Source organism: Rhizobium sp. J15, assembly GCF_002531825.1.
Taxonomy (GTDB): Bacteria; Pseudomonadota; Alphaproteobacteria; order Rhizobiales; family Rhizobiaceae; genus Rhizobium.
In genome coordinates this window covers 233,457-254,490 of record NZ_NWSX01000008.1, presented here as the reverse complement: position 1 = coordinate 254,490, position 21,034 = coordinate 233,457, and the positions used below count along the sequence as shown (strand labels likewise).

The 21,034-nt window shown below is 62.9% G+C and carries 19 protein-coding genes and 1 pseudogene; 9 read left to right on the top strand and 11 right to left on the bottom strand.

Annotated features, from left to right (window positions below):
• The 3 genes and pseudogenes from CO670_RS10400 to CO670_RS10390 form a co-directional block, all read left to right on the top strand.
• Nucleotides 1-1,457: pseudogene (locus CO670_RS10400) on the top strand (hypothetical protein); the annotation flags it as partial.
• 82 nt (nt 1,458-1,539) lie between these two features.
• Nucleotides 1,540-3,264 carry a type I secretion system permease/ATPase gene (locus CO670_RS10395; RefSeq protein ID WP_176538908.1) on the top strand — a complete coding sequence of 575 codons (1,725 nt, stop codon included), beginning with the start codon at nt 1,540-1,542 and terminating at the stop codon, nt 3,262-3,264.
• Nucleotides 3,265-3,279: 15 nt separating this feature from the next.
• Nucleotides 3,280-4,617, top strand: a complete 1,338-nt coding sequence (locus CO670_RS10390) for an HlyD family type I secretion periplasmic adaptor subunit (RefSeq protein ID WP_097590147.1) — start codon at nt 3,280-3,282, stop codon at nt 4,615-4,617.
• A 25-nt stretch (nt 4,618-4,642) separates the two neighbouring features.
• Here the strand turns inward: CO670_RS10390 and CO670_RS10385 are convergent, their stop codons facing one another.
• Entirely contained in the window at nt 4,643-6,226 is a 1,584-nt protein-coding gene (locus tag CO670_RS10385) for a peptide chain release factor 3 (protein WP_097590146.1), read from the bottom strand.
• Nucleotides 6,227-6,316: 90 nt separating this feature from the next.
• On the opposite strand from CO670_RS10385, the gene dut reads away from it, so the two are divergent.
• Nucleotides 6,317-6,787 (top strand): dUTP diphosphatase, encoded by a 471-nt coding sequence (gene dut, locus CO670_RS10380; protein ID WP_097590145.1) that lies wholly within the window; start codon nt 6,317-6,319, stop codon nt 6,785-6,787.
• Nucleotides 6,788-6,831: 44 nt separating this feature from the next.
• Nucleotides 6,832-7,614, top strand: coding sequence for a hypothetical protein (locus CO670_RS10375; RefSeq protein WP_097590144.1), 783 nt, complete (start codon nt 6,832-6,834; stop codon nt 7,612-7,614).
• Between the two features lie 67 nt (nt 7,615-7,681).
• On the opposite strand, the gene CO670_RS10370 is transcribed toward CO670_RS10375, so the two are convergent.
• A complete protein-coding gene (locus CO670_RS10370) occupies nt 7,682-8,146 on the bottom strand; it encodes an Lrp/AsnC family transcriptional regulator (protein WP_097590143.1) in 465 nt (154 codons plus the stop codon).
• Nucleotides 8,147-8,258: 112 nt separating this feature from the next.
• Between CO670_RS10370 and CO670_RS10365 the strand changes: the two genes are divergently transcribed.
• From CO670_RS10365 to cysK, 3 genes are all read left to right on the top strand, one after another.
• Complete coding sequence (locus tag CO670_RS10365; RefSeq protein ID WP_097590142.1) at nt 8,259-9,161, top strand: DMT family transporter; 903 nt, start codon at nt 8,259-8,261, stop codon at nt 9,159-9,161.
• Between the two features lie 118 nt (nt 9,162-9,279).
• Nucleotides 9,280-9,897, top strand: coding sequence for a LysE family translocator (locus CO670_RS10360; RefSeq protein WP_088676579.1), 618 nt, complete (start codon nt 9,280-9,282; stop codon nt 9,895-9,897).
• A gap of 144 nt (nt 9,898-10,041) precedes the next feature.
• Nucleotides 10,042-11,004 carry a cysteine synthase A gene (cysK, locus tag CO670_RS10355; RefSeq protein ID WP_088687409.1) on the top strand — a complete coding sequence of 321 codons (963 nt, stop codon included), beginning with the start codon at nt 10,042-10,044 and terminating at the stop codon, nt 11,002-11,004.
• 109 nt (nt 11,005-11,113) lie between these two features.
• On the opposite strand, the gene CO670_RS10350 is transcribed toward cysK, so the two are convergent.
• From CO670_RS10350 to CO670_RS10325, 6 genes are all read right to left on the bottom strand, one after another.
• The gene (locus CO670_RS10350) at nt 11,114-12,646 is read right to left on the bottom strand and encodes a YifB family Mg chelatase-like AAA ATPase (protein ID WP_097590141.1); all 1,533 of its coding nucleotides are present in this window, start codon (nt 12,644-12,646) and stop codon (nt 11,114-11,116) included.
• 177 nt (nt 12,647-12,823) lie between these two features.
• Nucleotides 12,824-13,771 (bottom strand): glutathione synthase, encoded by a 948-nt coding sequence (gshB, locus tag CO670_RS10345; RefSeq protein ID WP_097590140.1) that lies wholly within the window; start codon nt 13,769-13,771, stop codon nt 12,824-12,826.
• 62 nt (nt 13,772-13,833) lie between these two features.
• Nucleotides 13,834-14,862, bottom strand: a complete 1,029-nt coding sequence (locus CO670_RS10340; protein ID WP_097590139.1) for an ABC transporter permease — start codon at nt 14,860-14,862, stop codon at nt 13,834-13,836.
• Entirely contained in the window at nt 14,846-16,381 is a 1,536-nt protein-coding gene (locus CO670_RS10335; RefSeq protein WP_097590138.1) for a sugar ABC transporter ATP-binding protein, read from the bottom strand. The genes CO670_RS10340 and CO670_RS10335 overlap by 17 nt, the downstream gene beginning before the upstream one ends.
• Nucleotides 16,382-16,528: 147 nt before the next feature.
• A complete protein-coding gene (locus CO670_RS10330; RefSeq protein ID WP_097590137.1) occupies nt 16,529-17,512 on the bottom strand; it encodes a sugar ABC transporter substrate-binding protein in 984 nt (327 codons plus the stop codon).
• A gap of 112 nt (nt 17,513-17,624) precedes the next feature.
• Complete coding sequence (locus CO670_RS10325; protein WP_097590136.1) at nt 17,625-17,831, bottom strand: hypothetical protein; 207 nt, start codon at nt 17,829-17,831, stop codon at nt 17,625-17,627.
• 11 nt (nt 17,832-17,842) lie between these two features.
• On the opposite strand from CO670_RS10325, the gene CO670_RS10320 reads away from it, so the two are divergent.
• Nucleotides 17,843-18,850 carry a LacI family DNA-binding transcriptional regulator gene (locus CO670_RS10320; RefSeq protein ID WP_097590135.1) on the top strand — a complete coding sequence of 336 codons (1,008 nt, stop codon included), beginning with the start codon at nt 17,843-17,845 and terminating at the stop codon, nt 18,848-18,850.
• A 30-nt stretch (nt 18,851-18,880) separates the two neighbouring features.
• Here the strand turns inward: CO670_RS10320 and CO670_RS10315 are convergent, their stop codons facing one another.
• The 3 genes from CO670_RS10315 to rsmI form a co-directional block, all read right to left on the bottom strand.
• Nucleotides 18,881-19,384: a cupin domain-containing protein gene (locus CO670_RS10315; RefSeq protein WP_088676568.1), complete on the bottom strand. Its 504-nt coding sequence runs from the start codon at nt 19,382-19,384 to the stop codon at nt 18,881-18,883.
• A gap of 203 nt (nt 19,385-19,587) precedes the next feature.
• A complete protein-coding gene (locus CO670_RS10310) occupies nt 19,588-19,956 on the bottom strand; it encodes a YraN family protein (RefSeq protein ID WP_097590134.1) in 369 nt (122 codons plus the stop codon).
• Complete coding sequence (gene rsmI, locus CO670_RS10305) at nt 19,946-20,863, bottom strand: 16S rRNA (cytidine(1402)-2'-O)-methyltransferase (RefSeq protein ID WP_097590133.1); 918 nt, start codon at nt 20,861-20,863, stop codon at nt 19,946-19,948. Before rsmI ends, CO670_RS10310 begins: the two co-directional genes overlap by 11 nt.
• Nucleotides 20,864-21,034: the final 171 nt, after the last annotated feature.

The window sequence follows — 21,034 nt, the reverse complement described above, 5'->3', positions numbered from 1 at the left end:
TCATCACGCTGACCGCCACCATCACCGATGGCGACGGCGACCAGGCCTCCGACACCCATGACATCGGCCAGAGCTTCAACTTCGAGGATGACGGGCCGACGATCACCGTGCCGTTCGACGGCGATCCCGGGACCGCAGGCATCCAGAACGAGACCCTGGCCAATGTGCTCAACGCATCGGCCACCGGCGCCTTCGGCTATAATATCGGTGCGGATGCTCGCCTGGCCGCGTTCTACACCGGCGGCGGCTCCGACTTCATCGACCAGAATGGCGCGGCCGCCAGCGTCCAGATCGGCCTCACCGGCACGATCACCGGCGGCGGAGGCGGCAATCTCATCACCTCGAATGTGACGCTGGCGTCGGAGAGCCTCACCTCCGCCACGTTCAACTTCACCTTCACCTACGACAAGGATCCGGCGGCCGGCGTCCAGACGGGCACGGCAGGCGGCACCCTCGTCTTCGACAAGGTCGCCGACACCTATACCATCAACCTGACCGACCCGCTCGAAGGCTTCAGCTTCGACGTGCTCCACACCAGCGAGCTCCTCTCCAAGGAGCCCACCGGCAATACCGGCCACCCGCCGATCGTGGTGGAACGCCTGCAGGCGGACGATCCGAACACGCCTACCGATGAAGACTTCTATGTGCAGTTCACCGGCAACGCGATCAACAGGTCCAACCCGTTCAGCCTGACCGGCAATGGCGAGGGGTCGTCGGCCGACACCATCTTCACCCCCGGCGCCAATCACGAGATGATCAGCAACAACAATGAGACCTGGGTGTCTGCGACGCAGAGCACCAATGGTGTCGCCGGCGATACGATCCAGAAGGACGAACTGCTCACCTTGCGGTTCTTCAACAGCAATGTCGGCATCGTCAACGAGGCCACCGCCCCGACGGCGACCGCCAGCTCGATGGCGATCAAGTTCGACGGCATCGGCAACAGCGAGGACCTGATGGTGATCCTCGACCTGATCGACAAGAACGGCGCCGACAACATCGCCGGCACCACGGACGACAACTCGACGATCACCCGGGCCGTCTATGTGTCGAACGCCGACATCTACAGGGCGGGTCAGGTGCCTGCCCCCTATAGCAGCGAGTTCACGCTCGACAACAATGACGGCCTCGTGATCATCGAGCAGAACGACTACAACGCGGCCGGCGAAGACTATGTGCTGCAGGGCGCCCAGATCATGCAGTCGGGCAACGGCATCACCGGCAACAATACGGCGATCGACCTGGTGAGGACGACCGGCGCCGGCGGCGGCAGCAATGCGACCAGCGGTCTGGTGAACTTCGACGGCACCGACAACGACGTGCTGAAGATCACGGATATCGGCTTTACCTCAACCGTGACAGAGACGCCGAACGCCAATCTCGACTTCGCTTTCCAGGTCGCGGACGCGGATGCGGATCAGACGGCGATGCAGCACATCCTCGTCGACGTCGCCTGACACTTGACCAACCCGGGGGCAGCTCGCGCCGCCCCCGACTGTCTTTGCATGCTGTGTAATCTCGTACACCAGAGACATGACAATGATAAAAAACAACCAACAGGCCCCGGCGCTTCAGGTGGTGATGAAAGAAGCCAGACGCGCCATCCGGCCGCTTATCTGGTTCAGCGCCGGCATCAACGTCCTGATGCTGACCGGGGCGCTTTATATGCTGCAAGTCTACCACCGCGTTTTGTCCAGCCACAGCCTGGAGACGCTGCTGATGCTCTCGCTGATGGCGGCGGCGGCGCTTGCGACCATGGCGGGGCTGGAGGTGGTGCGCGGCCGTCTTCTGGCGACCGTCGGGTCATGGATGAACGCGCGGCTGGCGCCCGTGCTGCTGACGGCGTCGGTCGAATATGCCGCCACGGCGCCCGGCCAGGTCAATGCCCGTCCGCTGCGCGACCTCGATCAGGTCAGGAACTTCTTCACCAGCCCAAGCATCTTCCCGATCCTCGACGCGCCCTGGGCGCCGCTGTTTTTCGCCGCCATATTCTTCATGCACCCCTGGCTGGGCTGGCTGGCGCTCAGCGGCGGGGCCCTGCTGTTTTTGCTGGCGCTGCTCAACGAATGGCTCACCCGAAAGCCGCTGACTGAGGCCACAAATGCGCAGTCGCGGGCTTATGTCCAGGCTGAAGCGGCGATCCGCAATGCCGAGGTCATCCAGGCGATGGGCATGCTGAAGCCGCTGCTGGAAGGCTGGAAGGTGCAGCAGGACGAGGCCAACAAAGGGCAGGTCGTCGCCGCCAACCGCGGCGGCATCATCGCTGCCATCGCGCGCTGCCATCGGCTCGCCCTGCAAATGGGCATACTTGGCCTTGGGGCCTATCTCGTCCTTCGCAACGAGGCCTCGCCCGGCATCATGATCTCCGCCTCGATCCTGATGGGCCGCGCTTTATCCCCGGTCGAGCAGGCGATCGGTACATGGAAGGCGACGGTCGGCGCGCGCGCCGCTTACCGACGCCTCACCGCCGTCGCCGGGCAGCACCCGGAGGCAACACCGGTCCTGCCGCTGCCGCGGCCGAAGGGCCGCTTTGAGGCAGACAACATCGTGCTGGCCCGGCAGGGCGGCGAACATATCCTGAAAGGCATCAATTTCCACCTCGAACCGGGTGAAGCAATGGCGCTGATCGGCCAGAGCGCGGCCGGCAAGACCAGCCTGGCGCGAATACTGGCCGGCGCCTGGCGCCCATCCGGAGGGCGCGCGCTGCTCGATGGCATGGACGTTGCCCAATGGGCGTCGGAGGACCGTGGGCATTATGTCGGTTACTTGCCCCAGGACATCGAGCTCTTCGCCGGCACCGTCGCCGAAAACATCTGCCGCTTTGCCAAGCTCAGCCCCGTCATCTTCGACAAGGTGGTCAAGGCCGCGCAGCTCGCGGGCGTTCACGAACTGATCAAAGGGCTGCCGAAGGGCTACCTCACCGAGATCGGCGAATCCGGCGCGGTTCTCTCCGGCGGACAGCGCCAGCGCATCGGCCTGGCGCGGGCGCTTTACGGCGACCCAGCGCTCATCATTCTCGACGAGCCCAATTCCAATCTCGACCGCGAAGGCGAGGAGGCCTTGATCGCAGCCCTTGGCGAGATGAAGGCGGCGGGCACGACCGTCATTTTGATTGCGCACCGGCCGAACATCATGGAGACGGTCGACAAGATACTGGTGCTCAACCGCGGCCAGCAGGACCTCTTCGGTCCGCGCGACTATGTCTTCAATGAACTCACCGCGCGCGTGCGCAAGGTCACGCAGATGCCGACGATCGTGAAGTAGGCAAGGAAACGAACCATGAAGGATATGAAGGTCGTTCCGCTACCCGTCTCGCCGCCCGCGGCGGCCCCGGCACCCCTGCGTCTTGCAGGCGTGACGTTCACCGGCTTCGCGCTGATGTTCCTGTTCTTCGGCATCGCCGGGGGATGGGCGGCGCTCGCGCCGCTGGACAGCGCCGCAGTGGCGCATGGCGTCATCAAGGTTGCCGGCGACCGCAAGCTCATCCAGCACCTCGAGGGCGGCATCATCGCCGAATTGAACGCCGCCAACGGCGATATCGTCAAGGCGGGCAAGGTCCTCATCCAGCTCGACAGCACACAGGCGAAGGCGAAGCTCAACCTGATCCAGAACCGGATTGCGACGCGCGAGGCGCTGGCCGCCCGCTTGAGAGCCGAGCGTGACGGCAAGGCCGAGATCGAATTCGATCCGGTGCTGCTTGCAAATCCCAGCCCGTCGGCAAAGGACGCCGTGTCCTCGCAGCGGGACGTATTTTCGGCCAAGCAACACAATTTGAAGGACGAGCGGGAAATACTCGGCCAGCGCCGCCGCCAGACCGCGGAAGAGATAACCGGACTGGAGGAGCTCATCGTCACCGAGGACAAGCAGATCGAGGTGATCGAGGGTGAAACCAAGGACCTCGAAAGCCTCCTCAAGCGCGGGCTTGTTACCCGTGAGCGGAACCTGCTGCTCAGACGGCAGCAGCGGGAGCTCGAAGGGGAGCGCGCCACCAATGTCGCGGCCATCGCCCGCGCCAAGAGCGCCATGGCCGAAATCGACATGCAGATCCTGAACCTCAGCACGGTGCGGCTGAACGAGGCCGTCGAGGAGCTGAGCAAGGTCGAGGCGGAGCTGTTCGATCTCAGACAGGAGGAGCGCTCCGCCAAGGACGTGCTTGGGCGCACCAGCGTCGCCGCGCCGGTCGACGGCATCATCATGGACCTGAAGGTGCACACGGCGGGCGGCGTCGTCAAACCGGGCGAGACGCTGATGACGGTCGTGCCGCTCGGCCAGCAGCTCGTCGTCGAGGCGATGGTCAGGCCGGAAGACGTCGAGACGATCGCCCCCGGGCAGCTGGCGCGGGTCAGCTTCCCGGCCTTTGCCCGCTACAACCTGCCGCCGCTCGACGGCGTCGTGGAGATCGTGTCGGCCGACCGGATGGTGGAGGAGCGCAGCGGGGCGCCTTATTTCGCCGCCACGGTGCTGATCGACAAGAGCGAACTCGCCAAGCTGGAGGGCCGCAAGCTCCTGCCCGGCATGTCGAGCGAGGCGATGATCCGGACGGGCGCCCGCAGCGTGCTTGCCTATCTCGCCGAGCCGATCACGCAGAACTTCCGCCGGGCGCTGCGGGAAAAATAGCCGCAGCCCCCCGAACCCACGACGATCACGCCGCCTTGGCGGCGTGATATTCCTTGATGGCGACCATCTTGATCGCCGGATAGCGCTCCGCCTCGTAACGCAGCGAGAAACTGTCCTGGGCGAGGAAGACGGGATCGCCATCGAGATCGCGGGCGATATCGCCACGCTTGACGGTGAGGAATTTTTCGAGATCAGCCGGCTGCTCGGCGGAGATCCAGCGGCAGACGGAGAAGCGCGACATTTCGAAGGAGACCGGCAGGCCGTATTCGGCCATCAGCCGCTCCTTCAGCACGTCGAGCTGCAGGGCGCCGACGACGCCGACAATCGCGGGCGAGCCGTCTTCCGGCGAAAAGAGCTGGACGACGCCTTCCTCGGCCATCTGCTGCAGGGCTTCCTTGAGCTTTTTCGCTTTCATCGCGTCTTCGAGGCGCACGCGGCGCAGGATCTCAGGCGAGAAGTTCGGCACGCCCTGGAAGACCAGCGATTCGCCTTCGGTCAGCGTATCGCCGATACGCAGCGTCCCGTGATTGGGAATGCCGACGACATCGCCGGCATAGGCGGTGTCTGCGAGCTGGCGCTGCGAGGCGAAGAAGAATTGCGGCGCCGTCAGGCCGAGCTGCTTGCCGGTGCGGGCGAGCCGCGCCTTCATGCCGCGTTCGAGCTTGCCGGAGCAGATGCGGGCAAAGGCGATGCGATCGCGGTGGTTGGGGTCCATGTTGGCCTGGATCTTGAAGACGAAGGCCGTCATCTTGTCGTCGGTCGCATGCACAGTCCTGGTATCGGCGACCTGGTCGCGCGGGGGCGGCGCGAATTCGCCGAGCGCGTTGATCAGATCGCGAACGCCGAAATTGCGCAGCGCCGAGCCGAAGAAAACAGGCGTCATATGGCCTTCGAGGAAGGAGTCGCGGTCGAAGGGCCGGCAGGCCTCGATGGCGAGTTCCGTCTCGTCGATGAAGGCCTGGCGTTCGTTTTCCGGCAGCCTGCCGGCGACGGCCTGCGGGCCGTTGACCGGCGTGGTCTCGACTTCGGTATCGGAGCCGCGGGCGGTGCTGTTGGCCAGATGATAGGAGCCGCAGAAGGTCTTCGAGCGGCCGATCGGCCAGGTGATCGGCGCCGTATCCAGCGCCAGCTTCTCTTCCACCTCGTCGAGGATCTCGAAGGGATCGCGGCTTTCGCGGTCCATCTTGTTGATGAAGGTGATGATCGGAATATCGCGCATGCGGCAGACTTCGAAAAGCTTCAGCGTGCGCGGCTCGATGCCCTTGGCGGCGTCGATGACCATGACCGCGGCATCGACGGCCGTCAGCGTGCGATAGGTGTCATCGGCGAAATCCTCGTGACCAGGCGTATCGAGGATGTTGAAGACATTGTCGTTGTATTCGAAGGTCATCACCGAGGTGACGACGGAGATGCCGCGTTCGCGCTCGATCTTCATCCAGTCGGACCGCGTCTGCATGCGGTCCTTCTTCGCCTTGACTTCGCCGGCAAGCTGAATGGCGCCGCCGAACAGCAGCAGCTTTTCGGTGAGCGTCGTCTTGCCCGCGTCCGGGTGGGCGATAATAGCGAATGTGCGGCGGCGGGAGACCGCCTCGGCGAGACTTTCGGCCATGGTGTGAATCCTGTGGAATTGCCGCGTATCTAGCGATTAAAGCCCGCCAATGCAATTGACCTCGGCGCGCGGGGCGCAAAGTAATGGGCCATGACCATTCATCACGATACGCGCCCGACGCTGAACCTCATCCGTCTCCCGAATGGCGAAGGCCTCGACCTGCCCGCCTATGAAAGCAAGGGGGCAGCCGGCATGGACCTGCGCGCCGCCGTCGATGCGGATGCGCCCTTGACGCTTCTGCCCGGCAAGCGCGCGCTGGTGCCGACCGGCTTCATCTTCGAGATCCCTGAGGGTTTCGAAGGCCAGGTTCGGCCGCGCTCCGGCCTCGCCTTCAAGCACGGCATCACCTGCCTCAACTCGCCCGGCACCGTCGACAGCGACTATCGCGGCGAAGTGAAGGTGCTGCTCGCCAATCTCGGCGAAGAAGCCTTCGTCATCGAGCGCGGCATGCGCATCGCCCAGATGGTGATCGCGCCGGTCACCCAGGCGCGGGTGACCGAAATCACAGAGGCGAGCGAGACCGCACGCGGCGCCGGTGGCTTCGGCTCTACCGGCGTGTGATGAAGCAACCGAACAATTGATGAGCAGCGTTTGTGGGGACGGTTATGCTATTCAAGAGGGCGCCATGGGGCGTGGTTATCGGTCTAGCGGCAGCGCTGATTGCGGCGCCGGCCCCTGCGATTGATTCAACAAGGCTCCAGTCGATTCGCTCATCTTTATCTGTGGAAGAGATCGTCGCATTTGCCATGGCGAAATCGACAGCGCCGATTCTCGACATCGACAAAACAATCGAGATGAACATCGTCCTCAATGCGAAAGGCATGGAGAGGAGCAATGTTCAAGCTTTGCAGCTCGAGTTTTTGCGCGTGTTTTTTGGGGTCATGGCCTACGCAGATGTCCGTATCAATTTTAACGCCAGCCAATCGATAGATTATTCAGCCGGAACGCCATATGCCCCTTTCGGCGATCAGAACCGACCCTCAAATATCCAAACCGTCGAGGTATTCGTTGATCGCGATGCGCTCAAACTCGCTAAATTGGGCCAAATAGCAGTTCATGATGTCGATACGCTTCGAAGCAAGCCGGACACGTTGGAATGCTACCACGAACGCCGAAAAGGATATGCGGCTATCAACGTCATGGTCGACCGCGATATCAATCCGGTAGGCTGCCTTTACACAGTGTTGCTGCAGTCGATCGGACTTAGGGATCTTTTTGGGGGGACTGCCGCGACTTTCAACCCGGGACAAATTCCCGGCTTCAATCGCAATGCCGAGATGGCGGCAGCATATGCCATTCATGAGTGCCGATCTCTCATCGACAAAAAAGACAAGTTTGAAAAATGCCTGAGACAAGTTTTCGATGATGGTAAGTCGGCACCGCGTTGACCAACGCCGTCAGGAAGTCTTCTTCGGTATCGTCGCGATAGCGATTTCCAGGGCCGCCCGACGGACTTTACTTTTTCTTTGAAAGCGGCGGCAGGCGACGCTTGACCGGCGAGGATTTGATCATCGACGTGTTGGTCTCCGCCCGCTCGGCGACCTTGTCGAGAATGCCGTCGAGCTCCGCCATCGAGCGGATGACCAGGCGGGCGATGAAGCAATCCTCGCCGGTCACCTTGTCGCATTCGACGATTTCGGGAATTTCCTGAATGAGGCGCTCGACGAAATGCAGCTGCCCCGGCAGCGGCCGCACGCGGACGATCGCCTGCAGGGGGTAGCCGACGGCGGCGGGATCGAGATCGATGGTGAAGGCCTTGATGACGACGCGCTCCTCCAGCCGGCGCAGACGCTCGGCGGCACTCGGCGAGGAAAGCCCCACCTGCTGCGCCAGCTCCTTCAGCGAGATGCGGGCATTGCCGGCCAGCACCTCCAGAACAGCCTGATCGATATCGTCGATGGCCTGCGCATCGTTAGCCATTATATCCATTCTTCCTATTATGATTAGGCGAAATCGATTATTCTCCTTCCTATCATTATATAAAATCGCTCGTCGCCGCAATAATATGACGCCATCGATAACGGAGGCGATCATGAGCGGCGACATAAGAAGAGGCACGGCGGAAATGACGGCAGCGATGCTGATCTCGGGGACGATCGGCTGGTTCGTCGTCATGTCCGGCCAGCCGGTCAGCGGCGTGGTCTTCTGGCGCTGCCTGTTCGGCGCGCTCACCCTGCTTGCCATCTGCGGCGCTCTCGGGCTGCTGCGGCCCGGCATCATCACGCTGCGCGCCTTCGCCATTGCCGTCTTCGGCGGCATCGCCATCGTCGTCAACTGGCTGCTGCTCTTCGCCTCCTATTCGCATGCGACGATCTCGGTCGCGACGACCGTCTACAACACCCAGCCCTTCATGCTGCTGGTCCTCGGCGCGCTGTTTCTCGGCGAGAAGATCACCGCCGCCAAACTGTTCTGGCTGGCGCTCGCCTTTGCCGGCATGATGGCGATCGTTCAGGCAAAACCGGGCGGAAGCGGCGATACGTTCGAGAGCTACGGCCTCGGCATCCTGATGGCGCTGGGCGCGGCTTTCTTCTACGCGCTCGCAGCGCTTGCCGCGAAATGGCTGAAAGGCACGCCGCCGCATCTGATCGCGCTGATCCAGGTCGCGACCGGCATGCTGATGCTGGCGCCGATGACGGATTTTTCGCGATCGCCCGCGGATGCCGGAAGCTGGGCGATCCTCATTTCCATCGGCGTCGTCCATACCGGCCTGATGTATGTGCTGCTCTACGGCGCCATCCAGCGGCTGCCGACACATCTGACCGGCGCGCTCTCCTTCCTCTATCCGATCGCCGCGATCTTGGTCGACCGGCTGGCCTTCGGCCACGCGTTGCAGCCGATGCAGATCGCGGGTGCCGCCATCATTCTTTTGGCTGCCGCCGGCATGAATCTCGGCTGGGCGCCGCGATGGCTGCGGCCAAGAGCGCTTCAGAGCTGACCACAAACGGACAGGCACGCGGCGGCAGGCATTTCTTCTGGTGATGGACCCATCAACGCCGGTCGATTGATGGCAAGGCTTGGCGGATATAAAACAGCAGGGAAGAGGGAGCCCACACATGAGCCTTGCCGCCTTGCTTGCCTATGCCGGAGCGCTGTTCATCGCAGCCGCCATCCCGGGACCCGGAATTACCGCGATCGTTGCCCGGGCGCTCGGCTCGAATTTCCGCGAGACCTTCTTCATGGGCCTCGGCCTGGTGCTCGGCGACATGATCTACCTCACCGCCGTCATTCTCGGCCTTGCCTTCGTGGCGCAGACCTTCACCGAGGTGTTCATCGCAATCAAGATCGCCGGGGCGCTTTATCTCGGCTATATCGCCTGGAAGCTGTGGACGGCGGGGCTGCTGCCGCATGATATCGCCGCAGGCAAGTCCAGCAATATCGGCATGTCGTTCCTTTCCGGCTTGCTGGTAACGCTCGGCAATCCGAAGACGATGCTCTTCTATGTCGCGCTTGCGCCGACGCTGATCGACATCGGCAATATCGGGCTCGCCGACTATGCCATGCTGCTCGCCGCGACCTTCGTGGTGCTGATCGCCGTGCTGGTGCCCTATATGCTGCTCGCCTCACGCGCCCGCACGATGCTGAGGCAACCGCGCGCATTGCAGGCGCTGAACCGGGTGGCGGCAGGCATCCTCGCCGGCACGGCTGCTTTCATCGCCACGCGGGCGGCCTGAAATAAACATTCCGCAAGAAACGGTTTTCAAAGGTTTTTTTCTCCGCGGCCGGCTGCGCCGGCATGAACGCGGTCTGGCCTCACGCGCGCTTTGACCCTATTCTCTTCCTCAATTTCAGAACCGCATTTCAAAAGGGAGAGCACCATGTCGCACAAGCCCGGCCGCGGCCGCATCTATTCCTCGATCACCGAGACCATCGGCAACACGCCGCTCGTGCGCTTTGACAAGCTGGCGCGGGAAAAGGGCGTGGTGGCCAACCTGATCGGCAAGCTCGAATTCTTCAACCCGATCGCCTCCGTCAAGGACCGCATCGGCGTGGCGATGATCGAGAGCCTCGAAGCACAGGGCAAGATCACCCCGGGCAAGACGGTGCTGATCGAGCCGACCTCCGGCAATACGGGCATCGCGCTGGCCTTCGCCGCCGCCGCCAAGGGTTACCGGCTGATCCTCACCATGCCGGAGACGATGTCGGTCGAGCGCCGCAAGATGCTGGTGCTGCTCGGCGCCGAGCTGGTGCTGACCGAAGGGCCGAAGGGCATGAAGGGCGCCATCGCCAAGGCCGAAGAGCTGGCGGAGTCGCTTCCCGACGCCATCATTCCGCAGCAATTCGAAAATCCCGCCAATCCCGAAATCCATCGCCAAACGACGGCCGAAGAAATCTGGAACGACACAGACGGCACGGTCGATATCGTCGTCTCGGGCATCGGCACCGGCGGCACGATCACCGGCGTCGGCCAGGTGCTGAAAAGCCGCAAGCCCGAAGTCCAAATCATCGCCGTCGAGCCCGCCGATTCTCCGATCCTCTCCGGCGGAAATCCCGGCCCGCACAAGATCCAGGGCATCGGCGCCGGCTTTGCGCCCAAAATCCTCGACACCGGCATCTACGACGAGGTCGTCACCGTGAGCAACGACGAGGCCTTCGAACAGGCGCGGCTGGTCGCCAGGCTCGAAGGCGTGCCGGTCGGCATCTCCTCGGGTGCTGCGCTGACGGCTGCGATCAAGGTCGGCAGCCGCCCGGAGAATGCCGGCAAGAACATCGTCGTGATCATCCCGTCTTTTGCGGAGCGTTATCTGTCGACGGCGCTGTTTGAAGGGCTGGGGAGCTGAAGGACGAATAGCGAATAGCGAATAGCGAATAGCGAATAGCGAGCTGCCTGGTCGGTGTCAGGCCAGTCAATAACTATTCGCCATTCACTATTCGCTATTCGCCTCTATCTCAGGCCGCAGCCGTCAGCCTCTCTCCGGCGATACGATAGGAAATGGCTTCGGCAAGATGCATCCGGCCGACCGTCGCCTTATCGTCGAGATCAGCCAGCGTGCGGGCGACCTTCAGGACGCGGTGATAGCCGCGGGCGGAGAATTTCATTTTTTCGGCGGCGTCGCGCAGGAGTTGCAGGCCGCCGGTGTCGGGTTCGGCGAGTTTTTCGATCATCGCGGTCGAGCAGCGGGCATTGGTGCCGATGCCTTTGGCGCCGGCGGCTTCGAAACGCTCCTGCTGGATTTCGCGGGCGCGGGCGACGCGGCGGGCGACGTCGGCGCTGGTCTCGGCGGCCATCGGGCGGATGAGGTCGGCGGCGGAGACGGCGGGCACGTCTATGCGGATATCGATGCGGTCCATCAGCGGGCCGGAGATGCGTGCCTGATAATCGCTCATGCAGCGCGGGCCGCGGGCGCAGGTGTGGCCGGGTTCGCCCGCCATGCCGCAGCGGCAGGGGTTCATTGCCGCGATCAGCTGGAATTTCGCCGGATAGGAGACGCGGTGATTGGCGCGGGCGATGACGCATTCGCCGCCTTCGAGCGGCTGGCGGAGGGCATCGAGCGCCTGCGGCGTGAACTCGGGAAACTCATCGAGGAAAAGTACGCCGTGATGGGCAAGCGAGGCCTCGCCGGGGCGGGCGCGCAAGCCGCCGCCGACGAGGGCGGCCATGGTGGCGGAATGATGTGGGGTGCGAAACGGCCGGCGATCGGACAGCTTGCCGCCGGTGAGCTGTCCAGCGATCGAATGGACCATCGACACCTCAAGCAGCTCGGCCGCCGAAAGCGGCGGCAGGATGGAGGGCAGCCTTGCCGCCAGCATCGACTTGCCGGAGCCGGGAGGCCCAACCATCAGGAGGTTATGGCCGCCGGCGGCCGCGACCTCGAGCGCGCGCTTGGCGCTCTCCTGGCCCTTGATCTCGGCGAGGTCGGGCAGGTTGGCGGCGTTGGCGCGGATGGACGGCTCCGGCCGGGAGAGCACCTGCGTGCCGCGGAAATGATTGGCGAGGGCAATCAGGCTGCGGGGTGCGAGAATATCGACGTCGGCACCGGCCCAGGCGGCTTCCGCGCCGCTTTCGGCCGGGCAGATCAGCCCCTTGCCGAGCGCATTGGCGCCGATAGCGGCCGGCAGAGCGCCAGCAATGGCGGCGATCGTTCCATCGAGATTGAGTTCGCCGACGACGACAAAATCCGACAGCGCATCGGCGGGAATGGCGCCGAGGGCGGCCATCAAAGCGAGCGCGATGGGAAGGTCGAAGTGCGAGCCTTCCTTCGGAAGATCGGCAGGCGCCAGATTGACAGTCACCCGTTTTGCCGGCAGCGCCAGACCGGAAGCATGCAGGGCCGCCTGCACGCGCTCGCGGCTTTCGGCAACCGCCTTGTCGGGCAGGCCGACAATCTGCATTCCGACCTTGCCGGGCGCGATCATGACCTGGACCTCGACCGGCACGCCTTCGATACCCTGAAATGCAACCGTACTGACGCGCGCGACCATCCGCCTACCCCTTGCCCAGCAAACTCTACTTACCGCCCTGCGGCCTTTAAGGCCAGCGGTTGCAATCTTGCATGGAAACAAGAATAAAACAAGAACAGTCGCGGAACATATTCGGATGCGTCAAGTGACCTTGGTTGTATCCGATCATGCACGTGTCTCCGGCTGCGGCCGGGAGGCTCAGCCGCGCTTGCGCTCGATCGCATCCCAAAGCAGGCTTGCGATATCGGCGCCGCCGAACTTCTTGACCTCGCGAATGCCTGTCGGCGAGGTGACGTTGATCTCGGTCATGTAATCGCCGATCACGTCGATGCCGACGAGCAGGAAGCCGCGTTCTCTCAGCGCCGGACCGATGCGTTCGCAGATTTCCTTTTCGCGCGGCGTCAGCTCGGTCGCCTCGGCGCGGCCGCCGACATGCATGTTGGAGCGGCTGTCGTGCTCGGCCGGAACGCGGTTGATCGCGCCGGCGAATTCGCCGTCGACCAGGATGATGCGCTTGTCGCCCTTGCGTACGTCGGGCAGGTATTGCTGGGCGATGAAGGGCTCGCGGAACAGCTGGCCGAACATTTCCAGCAGCGAGGAGAGGTTTCGGTCGTCGCGGGTGGAGTGGAAGACGCCGGCGCCGCCATTGCCGTAGAGCGGCTTCAGGATGATGTCGCCCATCTCGTCGCGGAAGCGGCGGATTTCGGCCGGATCCTTGGTGATCAGCGTCTTCGGCATCAGATCGGCAAATTCGGTGACGAAGATTTTTTCCGGCGAATTGCGCACCCAGGCCGGGTCGTTGACGACAAGCGTCTTCGGATGGATGCGCTCGAGCAGATGCGTCGAGGTGATATAGGCCATGTCGAAGGGCGGGTCCTGGCGCAGCAGCACCACATCCATGGTCGAGAGATCGACGCGCTCGGACGCGCCGAGTTCGAAATGATCGCCCTTGACGTCGCGCAGCAGCATCGGTTCGACGCTGGCGAAGAGCTTGCCGTCGCGGAAGCTCAGGCGCTCAGGCGTGTAATGGAACAGCCGGTAGCCGCGCGCCTGCGCCTCCAGGCTCATCGCGAAGGTGGAATCGCCTGCGATGTTGATGCCGGCGACATGATCCATCTGGACCGCTACATTGGTGATCTTGGCCATTTCCGTCCCTCGCTGAATGCCGGACAGATGTAGGTCGGCCCGATATCAAACGCAACGGCCAATCAAGGGCTTCGCGTTTCGAGCATCCGCATCAGCCGGCCGCGATAGCTGTCGAGAACGACGGCGAGCACGATGACCGCGCCGATGACGATCGGCTTGATATTGTCGTCGGCGCCGAGCAGCTGCAATCCCGTCGACAGGACCTGCAGAATGCAGGCGCCAACCAGCGTGCCGATGATCGAGCCCTTGCCGCCCGAAAGGCTGGTGCCGCCGATGATGACCGCGGCAATGGCGTTCAGCTCGTAGCCGATGCCGGCGACCGGGCTGCCGACATTGAGGCGCAGCAGATAGACCATGGCGGCAATGCCGGCCGTCAGACCGGAGATCGTGAAGACGGCGATCTTGTATTTCTTCGGCGCGTGCCCCGACAGCCGCACGGCCTCTTCATTGGTGCCGATCGCGAAGACGAAGCGGCCGAAGACGGTGTAGCGCAGCACGAACCAGCCGATGAGGACGACGACGATCGCAATCAGGAAGATCGACGGAAAGACGCCCCAGAAGATCAGGTTGCCGAAATCGACGAAAGGCTGCGGCAGGCCGGTGATCGTCGAATTGTCGCTGACGACGCGGGCCAAGCCGCTTGCGACGTTCAGCATGCCGAGGGTGACGATGAAGGACGGAAGCTTCCACTTCTCGCAGATCCAGCCGTTGATGGCGCCAAGGACGGCACCCGTGCCCATCGACGCCATGCAGGCGAGAACGATTGCCTGCCATGGCGAAAACGCCGGATTGATCATGATCGTCGCGCCGATCACCGTGCAAAGGGCAAGCAGCGAGCCGACAGAAAGATCAATGCCGCCGACGAGGATGACGTAGGTCATGCCCGAGGCAAGCACCGTATTGATGGCGATCTGCACGAAGATCTTCAGGAAGTTCTCCGGGGTGGCAAAATAGGGTGCCGTCGCCGAGAAAAACGCCAGGATCAGGACGAGGGCGATCGCGACGCCCGCCTCCTTCATCGAGATCCGGATGAGCTTGTCCCAGAAGCCCATCTCTTTCGCCTCGGTCTGTTTTTCAATGCTGGCGGACACGGCTGTACTCCTTGTAGGCAAGCGAAAGGATCCTGCTCTCGTCGAAATCTTCCCGGACTATTTCACCTGATATCTTGCCGTCGGAGAAGACGATGATGCGATGGCAGATGCCGATGAGCTCCGGCAGATCCGAAGACACGACAAGGACACCCTTGCCCTCGGCCGCGAACTTCCACAGAAGCTCATAGATCTCGGCCTTGGCACCGACGTCGATGCCGCGGGTGGGTTCATCGAAAATCAGGACCTTGGGACCGCGGAACAGCCATTTGGCAATGACGACCTTCTGCTGGTTGCCGCCGGAAAACGTCCTGACGGCCTGGCGGATGGACGGGGTCTTGATCCTGAGCTCGCGCACCAGACGCTCTGCGTGACCATCCTCCGCCTTGCCGCTGATCAGGCCATTGCGGGAGATCTTGGCGAGATCGGTGATGGTGGCGTTTTCGGCGCAGCTCATGTCGAGCATCAGGCCCTGCATCTTGCGGTCTTCGGTCGCGAGACACAGCCCGGCCGCAACGGCATCCTTGGGCGAATTGATCTCGACCGGTTCGCCGTTCAAACGGATTTCGCCGGCTGCCTTGGCGTCGGCGCCGAATATGGCGCGAACCGCCTCCGTCCGGCCGCTGCCGACAAGGCCGGCAATGCCGACGATTTCTCCCTTTGCCACGGAGAAGGACAGTTCCGGGCTGTTGCGCGTCACCTTCAGGCGGGAAACGCCGAGCGCCTCGCCGGATACGGCGCTGTCGCTGCGGAAGACGCCGTGATCGGAAAGCTTGCGGCCGACCATGAGCTCGACGATGTCAGGAATGGCAAGACCGGACAGCGGGCGGGTGATCACGTGCTGGCCGTCGCGCAGCACCGTCACATCGTCGCCGACTTCGAAGATCTCCTCCAGCCTGTGGGAGATGTAGAGCGTGGTCACGCCTCGGCTCTTCAGGCGCTTGAGAATTTCGAAGAGGCGATCGACCTCCTTGGAGGTCAGGGTTGCCGTGGGTTCGTCGAGAACGAGAAGCTTGCTTTCGTAGCAAAGCGCCTTGGCGATCTCGACGAGCTGAAGCTGCGCGACGCTGAGGCGGCTCGCCAGCGTCGTCGGGGCGACGTCGAGGCCGACCTCTTCCAGGAGTTCGGAGGCCCTCTTGTTCATCGCCTTGTAGTTCACCAATCCATATCGGCGCGGCAGATGCTCGAAGAGCAGGTTTTCCGCGACCGTCAGGTTGGAAAGCGGATGCAATTCCTGGTGAATGACGCGGATGCCGGCCCTGAACGCCTCCAGGGGCGAGGACGGATGATACTGTTGGCCATCAAACAGGATTTGGCCGTCATCCGGCCGGAAGACGCCGCCGAGCAGATTGATCAGGGTCGATTTTCCCGCGCCGTTTTCACCGAGAAGAACGTGCCCCTTGCCGCGGCCGATCCGCATGGAAACATCCTTGAGCGCCACGACGCCGGGGAAGCGCTTGCCGATTCCTTCCAGCTTCAGGATGTCGTCATCTGGTGCGTCTGACACGTCGGCCTCATGCATGGTCTGTTCAATTCGGAATGTTGCAGCGCCGTTTATGCGTAAAGGGACACGCGGCGCACATCCCGAGGCCGAAAGCAGGCCTCATCGGGAGCGGCTGGCGCCAGCCATCGGCCGGCGCCTCCTTTACCTTGCAGTCGGCAATCCCGATTATTTGAGATCGGCTGACGTGACGAGCTTGACGTCGGTCTTGACCCAGCCGGTGAATTTCTCGCCGGCAAGTTCGCGCATGCCATAGTCGATGCCCATGACCGCCATCTGCGCGCCATACTGCTCGACGGTGGCGAGCATCTTGCCATCCTTGATCAGCGGCTGAACCGGCGGAATGTTGTCGAAGCCGACGACCTTGATCTTGCCGGCCTGGCCGGTCGCATCGAGAGCCTTGACGACGCCGAGAGCCATGGAGTCGTTGGCGGCCATGACGCCCTGGATATCCTTATACTTCGTCAGGAAATTGGTCATGACGGTATTGGCTTCCTCGGTCTCCCAATGGGCAGTCTTGCTGTCGAGAAGCTCGAGCTTGCCCGATTTGACCGAGTCCATGAAGCCTTGCTTGCGCTCCTTGGCATTGTCGGCCTCGGGATTGCCCTCGAGGATGACGACCTTGGCGCCCGGGCCCAGATCCTTGGCAAGCGCATCGCCCGCAAGCTTTGCCCCTTCCTTGTTGTCAGGGCCGAAGAAAGCGAGATCGATGCCGGCCGCCTTCTTTGCATCGGCATCGAGCGGCACGTCAATATTGATGACCTTGACGCCTGCCTTGACCGCCTTTGCCAGCGGGGTGGCCATCGCCTTCGAATCGGCGGGCGCGACGACGATGATGTCGTATTTCTGGGTGACGAAGTTTTCGACGGCATCGACCTGAGCGGCGAAATCACGCTCGTCCTTCATGCCGACGGCCTTGAAATCGAACTTGTCCTTGTTTTCGGCCGCATATTTGTCGGCGCCGGCCTTCATCTGTTTGAAGAACTCGTTCGACAAGGATTTCATGATCAGGCCGACCTTCGGCTTCTCGGCCGCAAAGGCCGGCGACACGCCGCAGGACAGCGCCAGCACCAGGGTGCCGGCGAGGCCGAGCTTCAAGGCCGCACGGCGCGGTGCATTGATCAAGGCGGATTCATTCTTAAAATTGGACATTTTTCCTCCCGAACGGCCCTGGCCTCAGCTCCATCTGAGTTGCCCGCGGCAAATGAACCGTTTCCAACGCCAAATGGGTAACATGCCTCCAGAAATTGTCAAGCCGACGAAATCAGCGCAAATCGCTCGCTGTAACCATATTGATCGACGCCGGGGAAAGCTGGATGATGAACCGTTTCCATGTAATGTTCGCCGCATCGCCGTGGAAACTGGCCATCGAAATGAACGGCAGCCCTTTGACGAGGGCGGCAAAGACCATTAGCTGAAAGCCTCGATCAGGCGCCTCGGGCGTTCTTTCGAAGGCGAAGATGAAGGGCATCCATTTCTGTCATGTCAAAGGTCGGGATCAGGGACGTTGCCAGGCTTGCGGGTGTTTCCACCGGGACCGTTTCCAGGGTTTTGAACGATCATCCCTCGGTGACGAAGGAATTGCGGGCGCGCGTCGGCGACATCATCAAGGAACTCGGCTACACGCCCGACCCCTCCGCGAGAAGCATGCGCAGCAAGGTCAGTCGCCTCATCGGCATCGTGATTCCCGATCTGACCAATCCGTTCTTCTCGGAACTGGTGCAATCGGCGGAACAGGCGGCGGCCAATCACGGCTATAATATCATCGTCATGACCTCGCTCGATCATGCCGCCAAGGAGGCTGATCGCATCAGACAGCTGACGAGCCGGAAGGTCGACGGCATCATTCTGGTTCCCAGCAATGATTTCCACACGATCAAGCTGCCGAAAGGCTTGCCGATCGTGGTCGTCGACCGTCTCATGCCCGGCTATTCCGGCATCGCCTCCGACCACCGCAACGGCGTCCGTCTCGGCGTCGAGCATCTTCTGAAGCTCGGCCATCGCCGCATCGGCTTCATTTCGGGGCCCGGAGATTCCGTCCCGGCCAACGACCGACTGAGAGGCTATCTTGACGCCATGGAACAGGCGGGCGGCCCGAAACTGGCCGGACCGCCGCTGATCGCCGAGGCGGCGTTCGACTATGAGAGCGGCCGTTCCGCGGGGAATTATCTTCTGGCGCGCGCCCGCAACGAGCGGCCGACGGCGATATTCGCAAGTTCCGACCAGCAGGCCATCGGCTGCATGAGGGCGGCCCACGATCTCGGAATCCCGATTCCGGCAGCGCTTTCCATCGTCGGCTTCGACGGCATCCCGCTCGCCAGCATGACGACGCCGCGGCTGACGACGGTGAAACAGCCGATTCAGGACGTGGCCGCAGCCGCAGTGGCTGTCCTGTTGAACAAGCGCACCGCGCCTGCCCTCGACAATCCGATCCTGTTTCCCTGCGAGGTGCTGGAGGGGGAGACGACCGCCCCGCCTCAGCCCGATTAACGCATGACCGGCTGCTGCCGGCGGCGGATATCAGGCGGCGATGCCCTGGTTGCCGCCATTGCGCAGCATGTTGCGGAGACGATAGGCGATCGCCAGGGGCTTCGGGAAAGGCTTGCGCAGGAAGGCAACCTTGCGGACGTAGTTGTCGACCCGCCAGCTTGCCCAGGTTCCGCCCGCGAAAAAGGCGACGTCGCCGACGCTGAGGGTTCGCTCCGTCCCATCCTCGGCGGTGATATGGACCTCGCCTTCGAGGATCATCACGGTCTCGTCCCAGCCGAAATACCAGCGGAATTCGCCCGCCGTGCAGTCCCAGATCGCCGTCAGCGAGGCCTCGTCATGGCCGCGCGAATGTTCGGCGGTGCGGGCTTCGGGATTGCCGCTGATGATCCAGTCCGGATTGATCGGCGTCGATTTCAGCGGCAGCATGTCGCTCGCATGGGCGACGAAGGATTTCCCGGCCGGCTTCAGCGCGACATAAGGCACCGATCGCGCCGCCATGGCGACCGCGCTTGCAAGCATCATCTTCAAGGCCATGAACCAACCCCCAATTGCCACCCTACCAAGGCGGGAGATAGCAGAGAGTCGTAAGGAGGCCGTTCAAGCCGGAAGTAAAATTTTAACGATCTCGAACTGTTGAACCGAAAAGGCACTGGGCGAAAGCACGTCGCGATCTTTGCACGACGGGCTTTGGAGCATGATGTCGTCCGAAAACCGCTCACACTTTTCGGCATCATGCCCTAGAAGGCATCCGGAAAGTGCCGCGGCAGCCGGCCGGGCATGATCGCCACAATATCGTAGCGCTGCGAAAGACGGGCATGATCGGCCTGGCGGGCGAGCCAGAGGTCGCTTGCCGCCCTTATGCGCTTCTGCGAGGCGATGGAGACGGCATCGACAGCCGCCGCCTCGCCATGGCGGGCCTTGACCTCGACGAAGACGGCGAGATCGCCCTTGCGGGCAATGATATCGATCTCGCCCAGTTTCGTGCGGTGGCGCAGAGCGAGGATGCGGTAGCCCTTCAGCATCAGGAAGACGGCCGCGGCATATTCCGACACGCGGCCGCGGCGCAGCGCCTTCCTTCTGATGGCAGCAAGATTGTTATCGCCCATCGGCGCCCTTCATTTCCAGCAGGCGCTGGTAGAGCACCTTGCGCGGCAGGCCGGTGAGACGGGCGGCCTCGGTCGCCGCCTTTGCCGTCGGCATGGTCTTCGAGAGATCGGCGAGCATGGCTTCGACATCGGCTGCGGGCGTTTCCGCCGGCTCCGGCGGACCGACGACGAGGACGATCTCGCCCTTGACGTTATCCACCTCCTGATAATGCGCGGCAAGCTCGGCCAGCGTGCCGCGGCGGAACTCCTCATAGGTCTTGGTCAGTTCGCGGCAGACGGAGGCCGGCCGGGCGCCGCCCAGCACATCGGCCGCGGCGAGAAGCGTCGCGCCGATGCGATGCGGCGATTCAAAGAAGATCAGCGTCGCGGGTGCTGCGGCAAGTTCGCCGAGACGGTCGCGGCGGGCCTTGTCCTTGACCGGCAGGAAACCGGCGAACAGAAAGGCGTCGTTCGGCAGGCCGGAACCGACAAGGGCCGCGAGCGGCGCCGAGGCGCCTGGAATGGGGATGACGCGATAACCTGCCGCAATCGCCTGCTGCGCCAGCCGATAGCCGGGATCGGAGACGAGCGGCGTGCCGGCATCGGAAACCAGCGCCACCGACCGGCCCGCCTCCAGCGCCTGCAGCAGCCGCGGCCCGGCCTCGTCGGCATTGTGTTCGTGGTAGGCGAAGGGACGGTTCTGGATGCCGTAGCGATCGAGCAGGACGCGGGTGACGCGCGTATCCTCGCAGGCGAGCACGTCAGCGCCGGCCAGCGTTTCCAATGCGCGCAGCGTGATGTCGCCGAGATTGCCGATCGGGGTCGCCACCAGATAGAGCGCCGGCTCCAGCGGCCGCGCCGGCACTGCCATATTGTGCAGGCGGAAGCTTTTCCGGCCGGCGGCTTCCGCTGTCGTTTCCTCATTCATGCCGATTGCTTTCCGTCCCGCCGGCGCCTTGCCGGTTCATCGGCCTTTATGGGCGAGCGGCACGGCTTCGGCAAGGGTCCGGATTTCTGTGAGGATTGCTCCGGAAAACCGCAAATGCGGGCACGGAGCCGTCCATGCCTCTTGCAAACCGGTGCTGAAGTCTGCCATTTT